The sequence below is a fragment of the Proteus vulgaris genome, assembly GCF_011045815.1.
Taxonomy (GTDB): Bacteria; Pseudomonadota; Gammaproteobacteria; order Enterobacterales; family Enterobacteriaceae; genus Proteus; species Proteus vulgaris_B.
Genome location: NZ_CP047344.1, coordinates 3,290,584 through 3,315,018 on the forward strand (window position 1 = coordinate 3,290,584; position 24,435 = coordinate 3,315,018).

Annotated in this window: 18 protein-coding genes; 8 read left to right on the forward strand and 10 right to left on the reverse strand. The window is 37.9% G+C overall.

What is annotated here, in order from left to right:
* The gene (locus GTH24_RS15680) at nucleotides 1-489 is read left to right on the forward strand and encodes an NfeD family protein (protein WP_072070199.1); all 489 of its coding nucleotides are present in this window, start codon (nucleotides 1-3) and stop codon (nucleotides 487-489) included.
* Here the strand turns inward: GTH24_RS15680 and cueR are convergent.
* Nucleotides 452-856: a Cu(I)-responsive transcriptional regulator gene (cueR, locus tag GTH24_RS15685; protein WP_072070124.1), complete on the reverse strand. Its 405-nt coding sequence runs from the start codon at nucleotides 854-856 to the stop codon at nucleotides 452-454. The two genes, GTH24_RS15680 and cueR, sit on opposite strands and share 38 nt — an antisense overlap.
* Nucleotides 857-989: 133 nt before the next feature.
* Here cueR and copA point away from each other — a divergent pair, with 133 nt between their 5' ends.
* The 4 genes from copA (at nucleotide 990) to ybaK (ending at nucleotide 7,077) form a co-directional block, all read left to right on the forward strand.
* On the forward strand, nucleotides 990-3,932 hold the full coding sequence (copA, locus tag GTH24_RS15690; protein ID WP_164526675.1) for a copper-exporting P-type ATPase CopA: 2,943 nt from the start codon (nucleotides 990-992) through the stop codon (nucleotides 3,930-3,932).
* Between the two features lie 357 nt (nucleotides 3,933-4,289).
* Nucleotides 4,290-5,657, forward strand: coding sequence for a YadA-like family protein (locus GTH24_RS15695; protein WP_164526676.1), 1,368 nt, complete (start codon nucleotides 4,290-4,292; stop codon nucleotides 5,655-5,657).
* A 108-nt stretch (nucleotides 5,658-5,765) separates the two neighbouring features.
* Nucleotides 5,766-6,575: a TraB/GumN family protein gene (locus GTH24_RS15700; RefSeq protein ID WP_115350797.1), complete on the forward strand. Its 810-nt coding sequence runs from the start codon at nucleotides 5,766-5,768 to the stop codon at nucleotides 6,573-6,575.
* A gap of 22 nt (nucleotides 6,576-6,597) precedes the next feature.
* Nucleotides 6,598-7,077 carry a Cys-tRNA(Pro)/Cys-tRNA(Cys) deacylase YbaK gene (ybaK, locus tag GTH24_RS15705; protein ID WP_164526677.1) on the forward strand — a complete coding sequence of 160 codons (480 nt, stop codon included), beginning with the start codon at nucleotides 6,598-6,600 and terminating at the stop codon, nucleotides 7,075-7,077.
* Nucleotides 7,078-7,222: 145 nt separating this feature from the next.
* Here ybaK and ushA read toward each other — a convergent pair whose 3' ends face one another.
* Entirely contained in the window at nucleotides 7,223-8,887 is a 1,665-nt protein-coding gene (gene ushA, locus GTH24_RS15710) for a bifunctional UDP-sugar hydrolase/5'-nucleotidase UshA (protein WP_072070128.1), read from the reverse strand.
* 261 nt (nucleotides 8,888-9,148) lie between these two features.
* Here ushA and GTH24_RS15715 point away from each other — a divergent pair, with 261 nt between their 5' ends.
* Together GTH24_RS15715 and ybaL are read left to right on the forward strand one after the other, a co-directional pair.
* Nucleotides 9,149-10,387 (forward strand): MFS transporter, encoded by a 1,239-nt coding sequence (locus GTH24_RS15715; protein WP_072070129.1) that lies wholly within the window; start codon nucleotides 9,149-9,151, stop codon nucleotides 10,385-10,387.
* Nucleotides 10,388-10,624: 237 nt separating this feature from the next.
* Nucleotides 10,625-12,385 carry a YbaL family putative K(+) efflux transporter gene (gene ybaL / locus GTH24_RS15720; RefSeq protein ID WP_164526678.1) on the forward strand — a complete coding sequence of 587 codons (1,761 nt, stop codon included), beginning with the start codon at nucleotides 10,625-10,627 and terminating at the stop codon, nucleotides 12,383-12,385.
* Between the two features lie 112 nt (nucleotides 12,386-12,497).
* On the opposite strand, the gene GTH24_RS15725 is transcribed toward ybaL, so the two are convergent.
* The 8 genes from GTH24_RS15725 to GTH24_RS15760 form a co-directional block, all read right to left on the reverse strand.
* Nucleotides 12,498-13,808 carry an inosine/guanosine kinase gene (locus tag GTH24_RS15725; protein WP_072070131.1) on the reverse strand — a complete coding sequence of 437 codons (1,311 nt, stop codon included), beginning with the start codon at nucleotides 13,806-13,808 and terminating at the stop codon, nucleotides 12,498-12,500.
* Nucleotides 13,809-13,911: 103 nt separating this feature from the next.
* Nucleotides 13,912-15,030, reverse strand: coding sequence for an LPS O-antigen length regulator Wzz(fepE) (gene wzz(fepE) / locus GTH24_RS15730; protein WP_164526679.1), 1,119 nt, complete (start codon nucleotides 15,028-15,030; stop codon nucleotides 13,912-13,914).
* 162 nt (nucleotides 15,031-15,192) lie between these two features.
* Nucleotides 15,193-16,173 (reverse strand): ferrochelatase, encoded by a 981-nt coding sequence (gene hemH / locus GTH24_RS15735; RefSeq protein WP_072070133.1) that lies wholly within the window; start codon nucleotides 16,171-16,173, stop codon nucleotides 15,193-15,195.
* 174 nt (nucleotides 16,174-16,347) lie between these two features.
* Nucleotides 16,348-16,992, reverse strand: a complete 645-nt coding sequence (gene adk, locus GTH24_RS15740; protein ID WP_023582632.1) for an adenylate kinase — start codon at nucleotides 16,990-16,992, stop codon at nucleotides 16,348-16,350.
* A gap of 181 nt (nucleotides 16,993-17,173) precedes the next feature.
* A complete protein-coding gene (gene htpG, locus GTH24_RS15745; protein ID WP_072070200.1) occupies nucleotides 17,174-19,051 on the reverse strand; it encodes a molecular chaperone HtpG in 1,878 nt (625 codons plus the stop codon).
* Nucleotides 19,052-19,250: 199 nt separating this feature from the next.
* Nucleotides 19,251-20,441, reverse strand: a complete 1,191-nt coding sequence (gene purT, locus GTH24_RS15750; RefSeq protein WP_072070134.1) for a formate-dependent phosphoribosylglycinamide formyltransferase — start codon at nucleotides 20,439-20,441, stop codon at nucleotides 19,251-19,253.
* A gap of 122 nt (nucleotides 20,442-20,563) precedes the next feature.
* The gene (gene rarD, locus GTH24_RS15755) at nucleotides 20,564-21,475 is read right to left on the reverse strand and encodes an EamA family transporter RarD (protein WP_164526680.1); all 912 of its coding nucleotides are present in this window, start codon (nucleotides 21,473-21,475) and stop codon (nucleotides 20,564-20,566) included.
* Nucleotides 21,476-21,708: 233 nt separating this feature from the next.
* Nucleotides 21,709-22,656, reverse strand: a complete 948-nt coding sequence (locus GTH24_RS15760; protein ID WP_164526681.1) for an aminoimidazole riboside kinase — start codon at nucleotides 22,654-22,656, stop codon at nucleotides 21,709-21,711.
* Nucleotides 22,657-22,930: 274 nt separating this feature from the next.
* Between GTH24_RS15760 and GTH24_RS15765 the strand changes: the two genes are divergently transcribed.
* Entirely contained in the window at nucleotides 22,931-24,397 is a 1,467-nt protein-coding gene (locus GTH24_RS15765) for a glycoside hydrolase family 32 protein (protein WP_072070137.1), read from the forward strand.
* Nucleotides 24,398-24,435: the final 38 nt, after the last annotated feature.

Sequence of the window (24,435 nt, forward strand, 5' to 3'; positions counted from 1 at the left end):
ATGATTGAATGGATTAGTGCCCACCCCGCACTTTTCTGGCTTTGTCTTGGTGGCTTGCTGTTAATTGCAGAAATGCTAGGAACGGCAGGATACCTTTTATGGTCAGGAATGGCAGCATTGTGCGTTTCTTTACTCGCATGGGTGCTACCTATTAACTGGCCTATTCAAGGTGTTTTATTTGCGATATTAACAGTTATTAGTGCTGTACTTTGGCACCTTTGGCTTAAACGCAGAAAACAATCAAAAGAAGCTGAGAACTTAAATCAGAAAAGTCATCAATTGATTGGTGTTCATGCTGTTTTATCATCAGATACGGAAAATGGGTTTAGCCGTGTAAAATTAGCGGATGGTAGCTGGCGTGTTTATTCAGACACGCCATTACAAGCGGGTGATCAGGTAGAAGTGATTGCTATTGATGGCATTACTTTACACGTTATTCCACTTAAACCAACTACTTCTGATGGTGGCAACACCCTGACAAATGGTTGATGATAGGGCAATCAGCACCATCATCGCCAGGACATTCGCTGGCTAACAAGAGAAGACGTTGACGAATTGCGTTAAGTTCATTAATCGTCTTCTCAATTTCAGCCACCTTTTTTAAGGTCGCTTCTTTCACATCAGCACTATGTCGTGATGGATTTCTTAATAACATTAATAATGCACGACACTCTTCTAGGTTAAAACCAACCTCTCTGGCTTGTCGCAATAATGTTAATTCTTCAATATGTTGCGCCTGATAATAGCGATAACCGTTTTCACCTCTTCCTGGGGGTGTAATCAAGTCTTTTTCTTCATAAAACCGAATGGCTTTAGCTGTTAATCCTGTTTTATTTGCGATTTCACTAATATTCAAAATTCCCCCTTGACCTTCCCCTAGCGGAAAGGTTTAGCCTTTATCTCTGATAAGAAAAAACCTTTAAAGAAAGCAAGTTACCGGATATTGCGCAATAATAGAGGTAACGCTTTTTATTTCGGAGACAACTAACATGGCAAAAACTACGCTACTCACATTACAAGGGCTTTCATGCTCCCACTGTGTTAACAGTGTAAAAAAAGCACTTGATGCTCGCAATGATATAGAACAGTCAAATGTAACTATTCAATACGCTAAAATTGACAGTGATGCAACTGCTGAAAGTTTAATCAAAACAATTGAAGACGCGGGTTATGAAGCTAAAATTGCAACACAGCCTGATGTAAAATTAAGCTTAAGTGGTCTTAACTGCATGAAGTGTGTAGGTAAAACCGAAAAAGCATTATTAGCCATTGAAGGTGTAGTAGCTGTTAATGTAACAAAAGAGTCAGCTGAAGTTTTTGGCAATGCTACTGCGGATACCTTAATTACAGCAATTACAGCAGAAGGTTTTCAAGCCAGTTTAGCCCCCACAGATAACACAATTCATTTAACCCTTTCAGGCTTAAATTGTGGCCATTGTATCGGTTCAGTCAAAAAAGCGCTTGAAGCTACAACAGGCGTTGATAGCGCTGAAGTTGAATTAACTCATGCAAAAGTAATCGGAACAGCCACCGCAGAGACATTAGTAACTGCCATTAAAGATGCTGGTTTTGAAGCACAACTAGCAGGTACTGATTTCCCAAAAACTGAGCCGCTGGCGCAAACGCATGCACAACTGGATGCATCGTCAGCGGCTATTTGTGACATTCCAGTTGAAAACTCTGACATTGAAATTAGCCCAGAAATAGACACTGACGATGACAGCAGTGTTCAGCTTTTAATTGATGGCATGACCTGTGCAAGTTGCGTAAACAAGGTTCACAAAGCATTACAATCTGTTGATGGTGTTGAGAATGTGCGTGTAAACCTTGCAGAACGCAGTGCATTAGTAACCGGTGACATCAATCATGATGCACTTGTTAACGCTATCGAAAAAGCGGGTTATGGCGCTGAAATTATTCAAGATGATGTAAAACGAAGAGAACGCCAGCAAGAAGTTGCGGTAGCAAATATGAAGCGTTTTCGTTGGCAAGCTGCACTTGCGTTAGTCGTTGGTCTTCCCGTTATGATTTGGGGAATGATCGGCGATAACATGATGCTTACCGAAGCAAATCATAGTATTTGGTTGGGTATTGGTATTGCAACACTCTTTGTAATGGTGGTTGCGGGTGGACATTTTTATCGTAGTGCATGGCAAAGCTTAAAAAACCGCAGTGCAACAATGGATACCCTTGTTGCATTAGGAACAGGAACAGCGTGGCTCTATTCTATTACAGTGAATTTATGGCCAGAAATATTCCCCGCTCAAGCTCGACATCTCTATTATGAAGCCAGTGCAATGATCATCGGTTTAATCAACTTAGGTCATATGCTTGAACAACGTGCGCGCCAACGTTCATCTAAAGCACTAGAACGTCTATTAGACTTAACACCGCACACAGCAAGAGTTGTCACTGAAAATGGCGAAGTCGATATGCCATTAGCTGATGTCAAACAAGGCATGACTTTGCGGTTAGCAACGGGTGATAAAGTGCCTGTTGATGGTGAAATCATTCAAGGTGAAGTGTGGATGGATGAGGCAATGCTGACGGGAGAGCCTATCCCTCAGCAAAAAACCATTGGCGATCTCATTCATGCAGGAACAACCGTGCAAGATGGCTCGGTTTTATTTAAAGCTGCCGCAGTAGGAAGCAAAACAACATTGGCGCGCATCATTAAATTAGTTCGCCAAGCACAAAGTAGTAAACCTGAAATTGGCCAGTTGGCTGATAAAATTTCAAGTGTATTTGTTCCTGTTGTTGTCGCGATTGCCTTAATTGCTGGCGCTATTTGGTACTTCTTTGGCCCATCGCCTCAAATCACTTATGCACTCGTGATCATCACAACTGTGTTAATTATCGCCTGCCCTTGCGCTCTGGGTCTCGCAACGCCAATGTCAATTATTTCAGGTGTAGGTCGAGCAGCGGAATATGGTGTTTTAGTTCGTGATGCAGATGCTCTTCAACAAGCGAGTAAACTTGATACTTTAGTCTTTGATAAAACAGGTACCTTAACAGAAGGATTGCCACAGGTAACTGAAATACATACCTTCAATCAAGTCAGTGAAGAGGAAGCATTGGCATTAGCGGGATCACTTGAAAACGGTTCTAATCACCCATTAGCGAAGGCAATTTTAACACGGGCTGAAGGTATATCATTACCTGAGATTAATCAGTTCCGCACCTTAGCGGGTATGGGATTAACAGGCGAGATCAAAGGTAAAACTGTTCTATTGGGTAACCCTAAACTGATGAGAGAATCGGGCATTGATATTAGTGAAATCAATACACTTATCGATTCTCAAGCAGCAAAAGGTGTTACTCCTGTTTTACTTGCTCAAGAAGGTAAAGTTGCGGCACTTCTCTCTATTAGAGATCCGTTAAGAGAAGACACCGTCAGTGCACTACAACGCTTGCATAATCAAGGTTATCGCTTAGTAATGTTAACAGGTGATAATCCGATTACCGCAAATGCTATTGCAAAAGAAGCGGGTATTGATCAAGTGATTGCAGGTGTTATGCCTGAAGGCAAAGCGCAAGCCATTACAGAGCTTCAAGCACAAGGTCATCGAGTGGCAATGGTAGGTGATGGTATTAATGATGCTCCTGCTCTCGCGAAAGCTGACGTTGGTATTGCCATGGGTGGAGGCAGTGATATTGCCATAGAAACTGCGGCAATTACTTTAATGCGCCACAGTTTGCATGGTGTTGCCGATGCGGTTGAGATCTCAAAAGGGACATTGCGTAATATGAAGCAAAATTTATTTGGTGCCTTTGTTTATAACAGCTTAGGGATCCCTATTGCAGCGGGTATTTTATATCCACTGACAGGGACATTACTTAACCCCGTGGTCGCAGGTGCAGCAATGGCGCTGTCTTCAATCACCGTTGTCAGTAATGCAAACCGTCTATTGCGTTTCAAGCCTAAGCAATAACCTTTAAAATCATCAAGAAATATTATATTTAAGCCGCTTTTGCTTCTCGGTAAAAGCGGTTTTTTATTGCTATTCATTAATGATTATTAATATTTTCAAAAGGTTAAAAAAAAGCCGATATTTCTATCGGCCAGTCAAAGAGGAATTTCTCATTATACAAGAGAGTCATTACTCCGCCCTCTTAGTGCTAGAATAGCAATATATTATAAATATTTCATTCATTTTTATTAATTCATATATAAAACACATTCTTATAAAAAAGAAACAAAAATAAGCTGTTAATTAATATATTATTGTTAATAATTAAATCTAAATTTAAAATAGAAATTTACATTTCAACATTAAAAAGGTTTATAAATGGAACTTAGAAATCTATTCATTATATTATTATCATTTATATATTCCACCAGTGCGTTATCTTATATTAATACTGACTTAAACTTAGAAGTAGAACACGAGTCTCTTGGCAATTATTATCCTGATATGTATAATGAAATATCAGAATCAGAATTGGATGATTTTTATCATATTAGAAAATCATATAGTAAACACTTCAATCCAATCTATCCCCAAAAAGAAATTTACGAAAATAGTAAAAAAATATTTTCAAAAAGATTTATTTATTCAATAGGTTCTGGTTACTCTGTTGATGATAAATCATATAATAGTAATATATTAATAAACACTCAAATATTTAATGAATTAACTGATAACTATTTAATTCATAATGATCCTGTTTTATATAGCAAAATAATAGAAAATGAGAGTAAAATTATTATTAAAAACTTAAATGAATTAGAACGCCTTAACTTATCTTATTTTTTTGAAAACATAGAGACATTCGTTACTGATACAGCTAATAATCCTACTATCAAAGAGCGCTCAACTAACATAGCCAACATAATTAAAAACTATAATTTAAACAGTGAGCATCATGTGATAATAACAAAAGATTACAGGAATAACGATACTATATCAGAATATAATAACATAAATGATAATCTTGAAAAGAATGCAACTTTATTTGATTTAGTTATGTTGTCAGGCAATATTGAATATGAAGCAAGTCTAAATCATAATAAAATAAAATCAATAACTGAAAACAACATAATAGAAACAATAAAAAATAAAAATAAAATATTAGAAAATAAAGAAATTGCTGAACAAAATCAAATTGATATAAAAAATAACAAAGAAATTACTGAGAAAAATAAAATTGACATACAAAATAACAATGAAATTACTGAGCAAAATAAAATCGATATAAAAAGTAACAAAGAAAATATTGAGCAAAATAAAACTGACATCACTCATAATAAAGAAAAAGTAGATAAATACTTAAACACTTTAGATATTGCCGATTATACCAGTGATATAACGGGTCACTTTTCAAAATTGTATACTAAAGATGTTGCCACTAACAGCAAACTCGATGTACTCGAAAATGATTTTAACCACTTTAAATCAGAAACAAACAACCATTTTTATAAAGTAGAAAAACGCGCCAACCAAGGTATTGCGTCTGTAGCTGCAATGAGTAATTTACCTTTTACCGATTCTGCTACATTTAGTACCGCTATTGGCATAGGTAATTATCGTAATGCCACTGCTCTTGCTTGGGGCATGCAGTATCGTATTAATGAAAATGTTAAAGTCAGAGCTTCAACAGCATGGAATGATTCAAATAGTTTTGTTTCAGCTGGTGGTATCGGTATTAGTTGGTAAATAAAGTAAAAACAGCGAAAACTAAGTAAAGCTTGGTTTTCGTTGTTTCATTCCCTTTCAAATCCGTTATGCTAAAACCTTGCGATTCAATCCCTAAGGAGCATATCAATGACGGGTATTTTTCAGAAAATCAAACACTGGGTTGGGATAAAAAACACGACCCATTACCCTTACCCCGCTGTTGATATTATGCTACCTAATAATGTCTCTTTGCACCTTGTGGGTAGTATCCATATGGGTGTTCCAACAATGACACCGCTATCTAATGTACTTATAAATGAAATAAAAAAAGCAGATGCTGTTATTGTTGAAGCCGATATTTCAACAGAAGTACAACCTTTTGATCAATCTTCCCTTTTTAGAGAGCCTCTTGAAACTCGCATAAGCGAACCTCTCTTTTCTCAAATTACACAGCATTGCGAAGCGCTCTCCCTTTCTCTTTACCAAATTGAAAATAAACCCCTTTGGCAAATTGCCCTTATTATGCAATCTACCCAAGCAATGCAGTTGGGTTTAGAACCTCAACATGGCATTGATTATCAAGTCATTCAACATGCTAATGAGTACAAAAAAAATATTATAGAGCTGGAAGGTATTGAAAATCAGGTCGCATTATTATTGAACTTCCCTCACGATGGTCAGCAATTACTCGAAGATACTCTAAAAAATTGGCACGATAATGCACGCACATTGCAAATCATGATTAATTGGTGGTTAAATTATAATAGTCGAGAAAAACAGCCTCCTTTACCAAACACCTTTAGCAAAGCGGTATTTGATATTTTAATGGAAAGTCGTAACCAAAAATGGGCTAATCTATTATTAAAATTACCGGCCGGACGCTATGTGGTCACTGTAGGTGCTCTTCATTTATTTGGTGAAGAGAATTTAATTGATTTATTAACACATCAAGCATAAAACCTTCTGAGTAGGAATAACTATGACTCCCGCTGTAAACTTATTGGAAAAACAGAAAATTAAATTTATCCTCCATCCTTATGAACATGATGCTAATGTTCATAATTTTGGTGATGAAGCCGTTGAAAAACTGGGCTTGAATAATCGTCAAGTTTTTAAAACACTTTTAGTCGCCTTAAATGGTGATACAAAAAATCTAGCAGTTGCAGTCACTCCTGTTTCCGGTCAGTTAGATTTAAAGCTTGTCGCTAAGTGCTTTAAAGCGAAAAAAGCAGATATGGCAGATCCACAAATTGCACAAAAAGTAACAGGTTATTTAGTGGGTGGAATAAGCCCATTAGGTCAGAAAAAACGGCTGCCCACTGTAATTGATGAACAAGCACTTGAATTTAACACTATTTTTGTTTCTGGTGGTAAACGTGGCTTAGATATTGAATTATCAGCTAAAGATCTCGCTACCGTATTAGGAGCTCAATTTGCACTGATCCGCAAGGAGCCTTGATTATTGTCGATTTTTTATTTTAAGGCTCACCCTCAAAATAAGAAATTAATGCGATTTACTATTCTTAAAGCAAAAGAAAAGGCGACATGAATGTCGCCTTTTCTGCTTTTATCAATATGACAAAAATAATATCTCCTAATGAGAACTATTTTTTATAAACAATCTCACCTTTCGGTTCAAAGTCTGCGGCTTTCAGTGGAGAATGTGCTTCAATATAACCTTTCAACACTTCTGCATCCACGAAACCAGTATTAACATAACCTGGGTGAACATCGATCTTAGGATAGCCATCGCCACCAATACCGTTAAAGTTTAATGTCGCCATACGGTAAGTCTTAGTTTTATCTAATGGTTTGCCCGCAATTTTAACATCACTAACTTTGCAATCAGCATCAACAGTTAAACTAACATTGTAGAACTGTGCATAAGCACCTGAGTCAACTTTCATGCAAGCTACTGCTGATAAGTAAGGTTCAACTTCTTCACCTTTAAAATCAACATAAACCAGTTCATTCGCGAATGGTTGAACTTTTAATACATCTTTATAAGTGATATCGCCAGATTCGATAGAATCACGCACACCACCACCACTCATAATGGCAAAGTCAGCATTAGCACGCTCAGCTTGTGCTGATAACAATAAACGCGCCATATTGGTTTGAACAAAACGAACTTTACTACGATCGCCTTCCAGTTTACCAACCACTTCACCGACTTTAACATTGAGTTGTTCACCACCTTTTTCTTGATAAGGCGTCAGCAATTTCATCATTTCAGGATTATGAGGGATTTCTTTAGTGTAGTAGACAAGTTCTGTTGTGCCATCGTCTTTCTTCACTTTTTGATTTAAGTTGATTGGGATTAATTGGTAGTGTTTTAGCGTGAATTCACCATTACGGAATTCAAAGTCTGCACGTCCAACATATTTACCCCATTCATGGGCTTGAACAATCCATGTACCATTTTGATTATCTGGTGCGCACGGTGTTCCCGGTACATAATCAGCTTGTTTATAGTTTTTGTTCTCTTGAGACATACAGACAGGATCTTGTGAGTGACCACCCACAATCATATCAAGATACCCTTTTGGTAACGCACGCGCCATTTCAACATCACCCGGAGCGTTAGAACCATGGTTACCATCATCATAGTGACCCATATGTGTTGCCGCGATGATAATGTCTGGTTTTTCTGTGGTACGTAACTCCTCAACAACTTTTTTTGCTTCATCTGAAGGTTTACGGAATTCAGTGTCTGGGAAGTTTGCAGGGTTACCGATACGTACAGTATCGTCTGTGGTTAAACCTAATACAGCAATTTTTACACCTTGTTTATCAAAAATGGTATAAGGCTTAAATAAACGCTCACCGGTGCTCTTTTGATAAATATTGGCAGATAAGAATGGGAATGTAGCCCATTTTTCTTGTTGGCGTAAAACCTCTAAAGGATTATCAAACTCATGGTTACCCAGAGCCATTGCATCATAACCTACAAGGTTCATACCTTTAAAATCAGGCTCAGCATCCTGTAAGTCAGATTCTGGAACACCGGTATTGATATCACCACCTGATAACAGCAGTACGCTACCACCTTTTTTAGCCACCTCGTCACGGATATTATCAACCACAGTTTTCTGTGCTGCTAATCCATATTCGCCACGATCGTTATGCCAAAAATGTCCATGATGATCATTGGTGTGCAAAATAGTAATTTCGTAGGTTTTATCCTTTTCCCATGCCTGAGACAACGCTGGCGCCATAGCTAAAGAAACGGTCAATGCGCATGCCGATAATTTAAAAGATAAGCTCATGGTATATCCCCATGTATATTATTTATTGAGAAGGTTCTGCCATGGTTCTACTGTAGAAAAATAAGACAGAAGTTAAATACTTTTGCTGTATTTTATGACGTAGGTTATATAATTTTTTTATTATTTCATTGATCCAATAGTTTTTTTGAGACATGAATCAAATTCTATTTCTCACAAAAGTACTCTATTCCAAATAGATGTAAACTAGATTAATAAAAACAGAAACAATTTATTAACAAAATGATGTGACAGGGAATTAAAATGAGCAATAGTGATCCAACGCTTCCTATAGAAGAAGCCGAAACTTTACAACGAAAAGCCAATAAGCGTAATACGGTTTTTAGTATTTTAACGGCTATCAGCTTTTCACATCTTCTCAATGATATGATCCAATCATTGATATTAGCTATCTACCCTATGTTGCAATCAGAGTTCTCTTTAAGCTTTGTACAAATAGGGATGATCACCTTAACGTACCAAATTACTGCATCCTTATTGCAACCTTTTATTGGTCTCTATACTGATAAATATCCTAAACCCTACTCATTACCTATTGGTATGGGCTTTACGCTAACAGGACTTATTCTCCTCGCCTTTGCTGATACATTCCCCATGTTATTACTTGCTGCTGGGTTAGTGGGTACTGGCTCATCTGTTTTCCACCCTGAATCATCACGTGTTGCCAGAATGGCATCAGGTGGAAGACATGGCCTAGCACAATCCCTTTTCCAAGTTGGTGGTAATTTAGGTAGCTCCTTAGGTCCTCTTTTAGCTGCTTTAATTATTGCCCCTTATGGTAAAGGTAATGTTGGTTGGTTTTCTCTTGCTGCCCTATTAGCTATTGTTGTGTTATTACAAGTAAGTCGCTGGTATAAAATCCAGCAAGAAGTACAGAAAAAACAACCCAAAACCATCCAAAACACAGCAACACTGCCACGTAAAGCCCTACTTGGTTCTTTAGCTATTTTACTTATTCTGATTTTTTCTAAGTATTTTTATCTTGCAAGCATCAGTAGCTACTATACTTTCTATTTAATACATAAATTTGGTGTTTCAGTACAAAATGCCCAAATTCATCTGTTTGTTTTTCTTTTTGCTGTTGCTGCTGGCACCATGATTGGTGGCCCTGTAGGCGATAAAATTGGCAGAAAATACGTTATTTGGGGATCTATTTTAGGTGTTGCGCCTTTTACACTGATACTCCCTTATGCCAGCTTGTACTGGACTGGCGTACTTACTGTATTCATTGGTGTGATTTTAGCTTCAGCATTTTCTGCTATCTTAGTTTACGCTCAAGAGTTAATTCCGGGTAAAACAGGCATGGTTTCAGGGCTTTTCTTTGGGCTTGCTTTTGGGATGGGAGGGATTGGTGCTGCAGTCTTAGGATATATTGCAGATCAGAAGAGTATTGAATATGTCTATCATATTTGCGCTTATCTCCCACTGTTAGGTATTTTCACCATTTTTCTTCCTAATATTGGGGTAGATAAAACTAAATAAGCTGTAATTACCCCTGTTATTTAAATGAACCAATAACAGGGTAACTCTTACCTTAAAAGACAAGACTTATTAAAATAACATAAAAAAGCTCATTTGCGTCATAAAATTCAATCAACTTGCTATTTTTATAAATAATCGATAATTTTTAGCGAATTTATTGCATGAATACGTTAAACTATCAGCCTGCTATATTACTCGCCCCCGATACATGTAGTTTTATAAAAAGAAGGAGAATTGATGCCGCATTCAACACCCCTCATTACCACCATTGTTGGTGGGTTAGCACTTGCTTACATTTTAGGCATGATCGCTCAACGGCTAAAAATCTCACCTTTAGTAGGATATCTTGCTGCGGGTGTACTCGCTGGCCCATTTACCCCAGGCTTTGTCGCTGATACTTCTCTCGCCCCTGAACTCGCTGAAATCGGCGTCATTCTGCTAATGTTTGGCGTGGGTTTACATTTTTCTTTAAAAGATCTTATGGCGGTAAAAGCTATCGCTATTCCAGGTGCTATTGCGCAAATTGCAGTCGCAACACTATTAGGATTGGGATTATCGGCATTTTTTGGCTGGGGTTTATTTAGTGGCATTGTATTCGGTTTATGTCTATCAACAGCAAGTACCGTTGTTCTTTTACGAGCACTTGAAGAAAGAGGCCTGATTGATAGCCAGCGAGGGCAAATTGCTATTGGTTGGTTGATTGTTGAAGACTTAGCAATGGTATTAGCCCTTGTACTACTCCCAGCTGCTGCCAATATGCTAGAAAGTAGTGACCAAACCAGTATTTCTCAACTAATGATTAATTTAGGGATCACCATCGGTAAGGTTGTTGCCTTTATCTTAATCATGATGATTGTTGGTCGTAAGCTTATTCCTTGGATTTTAGCCAAAACCGCAGCAACGGGCTCTCGCGAACTCTTTACGTTATGTGTATTAGCACTAGCTTTAGGTATCGCTTATGCTGCTGTAACTCTATTTGATGCTTCTTTCGCATTAGGCGCATTCTTCGCCGGTATGGTACTCAATGAGTCTGATTTAAGCCACAGAGCTGCTCAAGATACTTTACCACTGCGTGATGCCTTTGCTGTACTGTTCTTTGTTTCTGTAGGTATGCTGTTTGATCCTATGGTCTTAATTGAACACCCACTCGGCATCTTAGCAACACTCGCTATCATTATTATTGGTAAATCAGCGGCTGCATTAGTGCTTGTGCGAATGTTTGGGCATTCCAGACGAACTGCCTTAACTATTTCTGCAAGCCTTGCTCAAATTGGTGAATTTGCCTTTATTCTTGCTGGCCTTGGTGTTGCGCTCAACGTTTTAGAGCCAGATGCACGTAACCTTGTTTTAGCCGGTGCTTTAGTTTCTATTATGCTAAACCCTGTTCTGTTCTCTCTATTAGACCGTTATTTGGCAAAAACAGAGACAAAAGAAGAAGTGGAACAACTACAACAAGAAGAGCTGGAAGAAGAAATGCCAGTTCCTGTCGATATTTGTGGCCATGCCATCATTGTCGGTTATGGACGAGCAGGAAGTATGCTTTCTGAAAAATTATTAGCTAAATCTATTCCGTTAGTTATTATCGAAAATAGCCGTAATAAATTTGCTGAATTAAAAGAGAAAAGCTTAAATACGGTACTGGGTAATGCCTCTACTAAAGAGTCACTCGCTTTAGCGCGTATCGATTGTGCTAAATCGTTATTACTGACTATCCCTAATGGTTATGAAGCCGCTGATATTGCTGAAACAGCAAGAAGTATGAACCCTAATTTAAATATCATTGTTCGTGCTCATTTCGACGATATTATTGTTCGGGCTAACTATGATGAAGAAGCCTCTTTTATCCTTGAGAAAGGCGCAAATCACGTCATTATCGATGAAGATCAAACTGCATCTGCAATGGCTGATATGTTAGTGAAGGAAGTAGAGTTTGGTTGTGCAATTGATGATACACCTGAAAATGGTCAGCAAATTATTGCTCCAAGTGCATCACAATAATCAAATATAGATAGCCTGTTAACGCTACAAATTTAACTCAATAAAAAACCTATCAAATTTGATAGGTTTTTTATTTCACACAGATAAAATAAAACTTAGAAACAATATAAACTTAACGTTCCCAATAGGCTTCTTCTAAGCTGTCTTCTTTTTCAGGTAAACCACGCGTTAAACGAGGCGAATGCTGACTTAACACTTGATAACTCACTCGATTAGCATATTTACACACTTGTGCTAATGATGAGTAGGTTAAATAAGTTCGAGGATGCTTACTCGAATTCGGCACATTAATTCGATGATAACTATTTGCTGTAATATCATGCAGTAATGCTGATAATGCTGCATCACCCGCACCATTTGTATTCATGATTTTCTCAGGGCCCCCCATATAAGGCTCGATATGGGAATAGACTTTTTCAGGCTCTTCGCAATCTTTGTAGCGCATTGCGCGACTAAATTCATAACGATTAAATTCAGCAATTGCACCAGGTAATAATGGGTGCGTTGTTTGACGTTTAAAGCTTTGCTCCGTATAACCGCCCATATAAAGCCCTGCGGGGCCTGCGGTACAAAGAACTAAGTCAACCCATTCTAACGCCACATCAGAGGCAAGAAGAGGATCAGAATGCCCCGTTAACTCAAATGCTTCATCTTCGTTCATTGCCACAACAGACACATGTTCTTTTAAGAAATCACGCCACCATTGTGGATCATCCGCAATAACGTATTTAGTACCTAATGTCAGCACTACGGGTACATCATACTTTTTCGCATATTCAATTGCTTTCATGGTCGCCAAAGGCATTGGCTCACCAGGTTTACAACGTACTAAATAAGCCGTTAAAACTAATGCTGAAGCTTCTGCAATCACCTCTTCTGGAATACTCTCAGGCTGAAGTTGGTTCATTTGGCCTGGGCTAATTGCAAAAGTACGTTCACCATTTTCCGTGATCAGCGTAAAACAGCGCCCAATAGCACCATCGACACCTTGAAGGTAATTCAAATCAGTACGGCTAGACGTGTTACATAAATAGCGATAAGCATAGCTACCAATCTGAATGTTATTACACATAGTACCTAATAACACAGAGCGGTCATCAGCCAATACAGAGTAGTTATGCAACGTGTTACCAATGGTGCCACCTGCAAATTCGTGAGTAATTAAGTTATTATCTGTTAATTCACGATAAAGCGCTTCTGCAACATCATCTTCAATAACTAGAGAGTGTCCCTGACTCAAGTTATAACGGGTAATAAATGCCTCATCAACTTTCGCTTCGATATCCACCAATGTTTGGTCAATGCCGACAATATAGGCGCGAGAAGATTCGCTCTCCGTCATATTGATGATGGGTTGTAATAAAGGATCTCGTAAACTAACGGGAAAATAGTGTTTGGATTTTCGTTTGCCAGGGAATTTCATTGTGAACGATGCTACACAGCTAAAAAAGATGCGCAATGTTAACACAATATTATGGGAGAGACAGTAGGTGTACGTCTGTACACCTACTTATTTGGAGATATTTTTATGCAGCTTTACGACGGCTTCTCGCCATATAGCTCAGTAAAACACCCATTACAGAAAGGATGAAACCAACAAAAGCAGCACCAACTAAAATCAGAGCACGTTTAGGGGCATCTTTTTTAGTCGGTTCGTAAGGCTTCAACATATATTTGAATGGTACAAATTGAAGCTCATCTAATTTCACTTTCTCTAACTGCTTCATGTTATATAAACGGTTTTTCAGATCAGCACTCACTGTTGTTGGATCAGTGATAGCTTCTGTGATAGCCAATTTACTACTTAACGCATCGGAACCCATAGCAATAGAGTAATCAGGGTCATCTTTAATTTGTGCGCCTTCACTTGAAATTGGTTTTTTTACACCTGCCGCATTAGCAATCTCTAACGCATATTTTAAGCGTTGGACATTTACATTACGTGCATTAGCAATACGTTCTAAGTCCATTTCATACGCTTTTTGAGCAAAGCTTAATTTACGCTCAATTTGGTCATCTATTTCGTCTTTCACTTCCATACGTACTTTAGTGGAAATAAAACGAATATAGCCTGAAAGTAAATCATAAGCCTCTTCTGAGGTTGGTGCAGTAAAGCTTAGATTAATTTCGCCACTAAACTCTTCTTCACTATTTTTATCATCTGAAGCTTTTAAATTAATATCTTTCGTTACGATTTCTTCAATTAATTTACGTTTATCCAGTGGCGTTGGCTCTTCCATTTTAGCCAGCAAACTTTTGTAATAATCCGTACTTACCAAATACTCTTCACGTAAAACACGAGAGTTATAGTTATTGATAAATTTTTGATAAACGGAAGAACCATTAACGCCCGTATCAACATCCACTAGGCTTAGTTCAGTCAATGTGGCTCTTAACTGCTTCATTTCATCGAGCATTGGCTTGGTAATTGCAGCTTGGCTTGTCCATTTTTGAGGTAAAAAGCTTGCAACAGTAAAGCCAACGATAGCAAATAATAACGTAATACCAATAATGACAAATTTTGATTTATAAATAACAGAAAATAATTCAAAAAGATCGATTTCATCGTTCTGTTTTAGATAAAAGTCATCGAAATTTCCTTTATCAATTTCTGAAGATTGTGGTTTTGAAAGCTTACTATTCATTTTCCTGCCTAAATTTATGTAATGCAGTGTCCGTTTATCAGCATTTTAGTGATTAACACTAAAACACTTAAAAAATGAGAAAAGATAAGTTTATATATAACTGAAATATGATCAAATTAATATATCATCAAATCCGATAATTTTATTTATAGAATTCAGTAATTATTTTTTGCATATCTCGCGGATCATCGCCTCTAGCAAGTCAATATGCTCAGGATCATCATTTAATGCGGGAATATATTCATACTGTTTACCACCACCATGAATAAAGAACTCGCGGTTTTGTTCATTAATTTCTTCTAATGTTTCCAAGCAATCCGACGAAAATCCTGGACATACAACCTGAACATGTTTAATACCTTCACTTCCCAGCTTTTCCATCGTTTTATCAGTATAAGGTGATAGCCAAGGTTCACGACCAAAGCGCGATTGAAACGTCAACATGACCTGCTCTTTAGAGTAGCCTAATTGTATTTCTAATTGTTCTTTAAGCTTTTCCGTTGTAAGGCAACATTCATCATAATAAATATCCCCTGTTTTGATAAAGCGCTCAGGAATGCCATGGAAAGAGAGAATTAAGCGATCTGGTTTTCCATATTGCTGAAAGCTCTTCTCAATAGAGGTAACAAGTGCTTTGATATAAAGCGGGTGTTCAGGGTAGCTACGAATAAAATTTAAGGATGGAATAGTGCGCATCCCTTTCAATATTTTGCTTACACCATCAAACACAGCAGCAGAAGTAGAACAAGAGTATTGAGGATAAAGTGGTAACAAAATAATGTTCTCAACACCTTGGTGTAACAGTTTTTCAATCCCTTCATTTAGCGATGGATTGCCATAACACATCCCTAACTCCACAGGTATATTAGGTAATCGCTGAGCAAGCGCGTGTTGTTGAGCTCGACTATAAACTAACAGCGGGGAACCCTCTGCCATCCATATTTGTTGATAAAGTTTTGCTACTTTAGGGGAACGAAACGGCAATATCGCGCCCTGTAATATTGGTTTCCAAATTAAAGGAGAAACATCAACAACACGAGGATCGCTAAGAAATTGTGCTAAATAACGTCGGACAGCACCCGTTGTCGGCGCATCAGGTGTACCAAGATTAACGAGAAGAACACCATACTTAGCATGATTCATACCATGACTCCTTAGAGTTATTTTTATTAGGATAACCAAAGAGTAGAAGAATAAAGGAAAATAATGAATTGTGCTTGTCAATTTATTGGATCGAATTATTTAACTTATTTTATACAGGCTAAATAAGGTAAAAAAAATCCCGGCTAAACCGGGACTAATCATAGCGATGACAAATTAGCCAAGGATACTTTTCAGTTCAGCATTAATTTCGCTAACTTTTTGTGTACCATCAACTTTGAAGTATTTTGCATTGCTTGCTTTAGCTTCATTTTGATAATAAGAAACTAACGGTGCCGTTTGAGTATGATACTCAACTAAACGTTTACGAACGGTTTCTTCTTGGTCATCTTTACGTGTTGTTAACTCTTCACCTGTCACGTCATCACGATTTTCCACTTTAGGTGGATTAAATTTCACATGATAAACACGACCAGATGGTGCGTGAACACGACGGCCAATAATACGTTCTACAATGATGTCATCTGGTACTGCGAATTCCAGTACGAAATCCACATTGATACCTGCTTCTTTCATTGCATCAGCTTGCGGAATTGTTCTTGGGAACCCATCCAACAAGAAACCATTACGGCAATCGTCTTGTTTGATACGCTCTTTAACTAACGCAATCACTAATTCATCAGTGACTAATTGACCATTATCCATCAACGCTTTTGCTTTCAGCCCTAGTTCTGTACCTGCGCTTACTGCCGCACGTAACATATCACCAGTTGAAATCTGCGGGATACCATAATTTTCTTTAATGAATTGAGCCTGAGTGCCTTTACCAGCGCCTGGAGCGCCTAGCAGAATGATACGCATCGCGTAAATCCCCTTGCATTTAATTTTTTATATTTAAACTCGAAAACGCATTACCATACCATTTTGTGAGGTCATCGCTCAAGAAATCACGGTAGCGATTGCATTTTATTTTTGTCGAAAAAGAAAAAACCACGCTCTCTTTTCAGAGAAGCGTGGTTTAAATGTTTGAAAACGAAAACAGTTACGCTTTTTGAACTAAAAGTTGATTCACTAAGCGAATAAACTGGTTTGGATCTTCCAAAGAGCCTCTTTCAGCAAATAATGCCTGATCCAGTAATAAATTGACCCAATCAGCAAATAAAGCGTCATCTGTTAACTCTGCTGTTTGTTTCACTAATGGATGATTTGGATTTAGCTCAAAGTTATATTTTACTTCTGGCACTTCTTGTCCGGCTGCCGCAAACAATTTCGCCATTTGAGTAGTCATCTCATCCGCACTGGTTGTCACAATCGCAGGGGTATCTGTTAAGCGGTGTGTTAATTTTACCTCTTTAACTTTGTCACCCAGCAAGGTTTTAATGCGTTCAACAAAAGGAGCTAACTGTTTATCGGTTTCTTCTTGTTCAGCTTGTTTTTCTTCATCCGCCAGCTTATCAAGTGATTCATCTGCTTTGCTGACAGACTGGAATGATTTGCCATCAAATTCTGTCAGATAATTCATCATCCATTCATCAATACGATCTGATAACAGCAATACTTCGATACCTTTTTTGCGGAACAGCTCTAAATGAGGGCTATTTTTCGCAGCAGCGTAGCTATCAGCAGTGATGTAATAAATTTTTTCCTGACCTTCTACCATGCGGCTAACATAATCTTCCAGTGAAACAATTTGAGCATCACTGTCGTTATGTGTTGATGCAAAACGCAGTAACTTAGCAATAGTTTCAATGTTAGAGGAGTCTTCTGCTGGGCCTTCTTTTAAGACTAAACCAAACTCTTTCCAGAATGTTTGATACTCTTCAGGCTTATTCTCTGCCAGTTTTTGTAACATTTGTAATGCACGTTTAGTTAATGCACTACGTAAGTTACGTGTAACAGAGCTGTCTTGTAGAATTTCACGCGAAACGTTTAGTGGTAAATCATTAGAATCAACTAACCCACGAATAAAACGCAGGTAATTAGGCATAAACTGCTCAGCTTCATCCATAATAAAGACACGCTGTACATACAGTTTTAAGCCATGACGCTGTTCACGATTCCATAAATCCCAAGGCGCTTTTGAAGGTACATATAACAAACTTGTGTATTCTTGTTTACCTTCAACGCGGTTGTGTACCCAGCTTAATGGATCAGCAAAGTCATGAGAGATATGCTTATAAAACTCTTTATATTCATCATCACTGACTTCAGCTTTATTACGAGTCCACAGTGCTTGTGCCTTATTAATCTTTTCCCACGTTACTGTGCCGTCTTCTTCATTTTTCGTTTCAATTTCAACAGGCAAAGAAATATGGTCAGAATATTTACTAATAATGCTACGTAGACGCCAGTCATCTAAATACTCATCTTCGCCTTCACGCAAATGAAGCGTTATTTCAGTACCGCGATCCGCTTTTTCAATATCAGCAACGGTGTAATCACCTTCACCTTCAGACTCCCAGAAAACGCCTTTATCAGCGGTTTCGCCCGCAGCACGCGTGCGTACAGTAACTTTATCTGCAACGATAAAAGCTGAATAGAAGCCCACACCAAACTGACCAATTAATTGGCTATCTTTAGCTTGATCTTGTCCGATAGATTCTAAGAATGATTTGGTACCTGATTTTGCGATAGTACCTAGATTATCAATGACTTCATCACGAGTCATGCCAATACCATTATCACTGATAGTCAGAGTTCGTTTCTCTTTATCAGTGGAAATGCGCACATGCAATTCACCGTTATTTTCATAAAGTGCTGCATCTGATAATGCACGAAAACGTAATTTATCAGCCGCATCTGATGCGTTAGAAATCAATTCGCGAAGGAAAATTTCTTTATTGGAGTAAAGAGAATGGATCATTAATTGAAGAAGTTGTTTAACTTCTGACTGAAATCCTCTTGTTTCCTGACCTTTCATACTCATTTTTACCTCAATTAATCCTAATTTGGCGAAAAAAATCAATATGAGTAAAAAGTGGGGATAGTTAAGCAAGTTTCAAGGGTAGAGTCATAAATTACATGAAGAAAATATATTAGCAGGCTAATATCGATTAAAAATCGACCAAACAAATAAAAAATACTGCTAAGCAATAGCGAAAACTTAGCAGCAAAAAATATTATAGTTGCTCACCATCACTAATAATTATCGCGTTTACACCTGCTTTTACTTCATCTAGCGCATGTTTGATGGTATCAGCATGTGCAAGTACAACCCCTAAGCGGCGAGAGCCTGTAATTTCAGGTTTCGCAAAAAGACGAATTTGACGGTTCGCCTTCAACGCTTTTTCAATACCAGAATAAACGATATTTGAGCTATGTAGCTCTGGCAAAATAACGGCTGAAGCACAGTTACCTAGCTGACGGATCCCCCCAATGGGATAACCTAAAAAAGCACGAACATGAAGTGCAAACTCTGATAAATCCTGTGAAATTAGTGTCACTAATCCCGTATCGTGAGGACGGGGAGATACTTCATTAAAAAATACATCATCGCCTTGAACAAACAACTCTACGCCAAATAAGCCATAACCCCCTAAATTTCCCACCACTTTACTCGCAATATGTTCTGCTTTAGCAAGGGCTATATCACTCATTTTTTGAGGTTGCCATGACTCACGGTAATCACCTTTTTCTTGTCGATGACCAATGGGAGCACAAAAATGAATACCATCAACAGCATGAATAGTCAGTAAAGTAATTTCAAAATCAAACGGGATCATTTTTTCAACGATAACACGCCCTTTTCCTGCTCGTCCGCCCTCTTGAGAATAGGCCCAAGCATGTGCTAAATCATTTTCACTACGGATAACACTTTGCCCTTTCCCCGACGAACTCATAACAGGTTTGACAATACAAGGAAAACCAATGTCTAAAGCAGCTTTTTTAAAACTCACTTCATCATCAACAAATTGATAATTTGATGTTGGTAAAAGTAATGTTTCCGAAGCTAAACGACGGATACCCTCTCTATCCATTGTGAGTTTTACAGCGCGTGCACAAGGAACAACTTTTTGCCCTTTTTGTTCTAATTCAACCAATAACGAGGTTGCTATCGCCTCAATTTCAGGAACAACAAAATCAGGTTTCTCTTGTTCAATAATGAGCTTTAATGCATTACTATCAAGCATATTCACCACATGATGGCGATGTGCAATATGCATCGCGGGTGCATTGGGATAGCGATCAACTGCAATCACTTCAATACCTAGGCGCTGGCATTCAATAGCCACTTCTTTACCCAGTTCACCTGCACCTAATAGCATTACCTTTGTTGCATTAGCTGTAAGAGCCGTACCCAACACAGTCATTTTTTATCCTCACTATTTATAAAAAACACAATGACGCAAACGATTGCCTTTGCGTAGCATAACGGATTTTACTTGATAGAAAAATAGGCAGGCAAAAATAATCAATCGAAGAAAGAAAACAATTACAAAATTTGGCTGCGTTTTCCTTTTTGGATTTTTAGATAATTAAGACGTTTTCGGATAAGTGCCAAGATACAGCATAAAAGCCCCAGCCAAATTAGAGAAAAACTGACACCTTTAACTTCATCAAAAGCTTCATGAAATAAGAAAACAGCCAATAAAAATTGAATAGTAGGTTCTATATATTGCGCTAGTCCGATAACGGTTAACGTAGTTCGTTTCACAGCCGCAGTAAAAAACAATAATGGTAATATGGTAACAGGTGCGGTTAAAACATAATAAAAACGAGTCAGATTATCTGCTGAAGGTAGCGCGCTTTTATCTGTCATAAACAACCAAATGGTCACACCTATTGCTAATGGCATTAGCCACAGAGTTTCCATAAATAAAGAAGTTATTACATCAAAACGAATAAACTTACGAATTAATCCATATACAGCAAATGCGCCTCCCATCATAATAGCCAGTACCGGTAATTCTCCGTACATCCACAGCTGGTATCCCACTCCCGCACAAATTAAGGTAACCGCCCACTTTTCTACTGGATTAAGCTTTTCTTTCAGAAAGATCACACCTAATAAAATCGAGAAAAGTGGATTAATAAAATATCCTAAGCTCGCTTCTAATACTTGTTGATGCGTTAATGCATAGGTAAAGGTACACCAAGAAACCGCCATTGCCATTGAACTAAATAAACACATAAAAACAGAGCGTTTATCTTGTAAAACCGCGCACCATTGAGTTCTATTCTTGATAAAAAGTCGCACCAGCAATAATAAAGGAATAGACCAAATCAAACGCTGGGCTAACATTTCTAATGGTTGAGCACCAGGTAAAAGCCGATAAAAAAGAGGTGTGATCCCCCAAAGAATATAAGAAAAAATGGCTAATACTGCGCCCGATTGAGCCCACATTTAATATTCCATCAATAAAAGTCGATACGTTTTAATATCATACGCTTAAAACAGATAGAACAATATGATCAACATCGCTGATTGATTGATAAAAAATAGAAGAGTCTAATCGTAAAGATAAAAAAATCTCCACTAATAATGGCTTCGAGAAAAACCAGTATTAATGGAGGGCAAGAAAATACCATTAAGAGAAAACGTGGTAAAAACCACAACCAGAAAAAATCAGTGAGTTATCAGAAAATCTCCCGAACATGTAAAGGAGGTTGTTGTTGAACAAAATCATGTAATTTTTTACGACTTGGTGCCGCTGCTATCGCCCCTTTTTGAGTTGTGGCCAAAGCACCACAAGCAGCCGCTTGCGTCACTATTTTTGATAAGTATTGTTCATCTTCAGCAAAACCATATTCTGCAAGTGCCGCCAACAAACCAGACATAAAGGCATCCCCTGCCCCCGTTGTATCAATGCATTCAACGGTAAAAGCACTAAATGCAACTTGAGTATTTGGAGTTAATACTAAACATCCTTTAGAGCCTTGAGTGATCACTTTTAAACGTGCGGGATAATCTTCTAATTTTTTAAGCGCATTATTCAATGTCACTTCTTGTGTCATCCACGTAAGTTCATCTTCTGATAATTTTAATATGTCGGCCTTATGCGCATAATTATCGATAACTTCGCGCATATCCTCATGATCACGCCACATTTGAGGGCGTAAGTTAATATCGAAACTCAGCAATGAATCCGTCTCTTTAATACTCTTTATTGCGGTATCCAAGGTTGAGCGACAAATGGGATTCACTAATGCTAAAGAGCAAAAATGCAAAATATCTTTTTCGAACGCAGGTAAAGATTTTTCAGTTAAAAATTGATCTGCAGATTCAGCAACTAAGAAAGTAAAATCACGCTCACCATTTTCTTGTAAAGAGACAAGAACTGTACTGGTACGGTGAAACTCATCAAATTCCATTGCTAGAGTATCAACACCCAAATCAAACAATGTTTTTTGCATAAAATGGCCGAACGCATCTTCACCTACACGCCCAATAAAACCACTTTGTTGACCCAGTTTAGCAACGCCCGCAGCAACATTGACAGGCGCACCACCAGCACATGCTTCATATTGCATGTTTTGCAATGGGATCAGGTCAACAACAGCATCACCTAAAGACCAGACTTTCATAATCTCTCCTGAAGATAAGCAATTATTTTTCTTCACTATATTCTGTTTTTATGAGTATTCATAACGATTAAAGGAAGATATTGCTCGTAAATCCACGCTGATAACGTTAACATAATAAGATATTATGATAATGTCAATCTTATAAAAAGTGTTTTTTTACCTTGAAATGTTATCGTTAACAAAGAAAGGAAACGCATAGTTTAATCTGTTTTTTATTCTTTTATAACGTAAAAACGTGAGCTAAAGACACTGAAAATATAATAAGGATAATGATATGAAACACCGTTTAGAACAATCAACAAATGCCTTAAGTACCTTGATTGAAAAGCGAGGTAATACTTTTTATCCCCAATTTCATTTAGCCGCACCCGCAGGTTGGTTAAATGATCCTAATGGTCTTATTTATCATGATGGTTTATATCATGCTTTTTATCAGCACCATCCTTATTCTCAAGATTGGGGTCCAATGCATTGGGGACATGCCACAAGCACCGATATGATCCACTGGCAACATCAGCCTATTGCGTTAGCACCGGGAGATGACTACGACAAAAGTGGTTGTTTCTCAGGATCAGCAATTAGCCACGAAGGCAAACTCTATCTTTTCTACACAGGGCACAACTGGTTAGCAGCCGAAGGTGATGATAGCCAAATCTATGAAGCACAATGTGTTGCAATCAGTGAAGACGGTATTCATTTTGAAAAAAAAGGGATCGTTTTACCGCCTCCCGAAGGTTATATGCATTTTCGTGATCCTAAAGTATGGTATCAAGACGGAAAATGGTGGATGGTTGTCGGTGCCAGAGATGAAAAAGATCAAGGACAAGTTTTGCTCTTTTCTAGTGAAACTTTATTTGAAGAAGGGAAACAGTGGAGCACCGATTACATTATTTTAGGAAAAACTGACGATAAAAACGTCTATATGTGGGAGTGCCCTGATTTCTTCCCAATAAGCCAAGACAATGAATTTGCGATTGTCTTTTCACCCCAAGGAAAACGTACGGAAGGCTATCAATACCGGAACCTTTTTCAAGCGGGTGCGTTAATCGGTCAATGGTCACCAAACCAACCATTTAAACCACAAGGTCACTTTGTTGAGCTAGATAATGGCCATGATTATTATGCACCCCAATCATTTATGACTCCTGATGGTCGTCGTGTTTCTATGGGATGGATGGATATGTGGAATTCCCCCATGCCATCAAAAGCGGAGTTTTGGTCTGGTTGCTTCACATTGCCTCGTGAAATTACCTTTGATAAAAGTAAAAATCGTTTATGTATGGTGCCTGTCAAAGAAGTTGAATCATTACGCCAAGAAAAAAATACCATTAAACCTCTTACATTAAGCCATCAATCTATAGAGTTAATAGATAACACATCAGCTATCGAACTTGATTTAACATGGTCTTTAGACAGCCAAGCTGAAAAATTTGGCTTATGGCTAGGTGAAGGGCTAGAGCTTTTTGTAGATAATCAATCAAATCGTTTAGTGCTTAATCGTCATTACCCTCAATACAATATCAGTGGTGCTCGCAGTATTCCGCTACCTGAAGGGTGTCAATTAAATTTACGCATATTTATTGATCGTTCATCAATTGAAGTCTTTGTTAATCAAGGTGAATATACATTAAGTAGTCGATATTATGCGCCACAAGACGCACGTTCTTTACGCCTTTTTGCAATGAGTGGTGATGCAATATTGTTATCAGGTGAATATTGGCGATTAAATCATATCGGCTAGTTTTGAAAATCATTCATTCTATTTTGATGATGATAAAA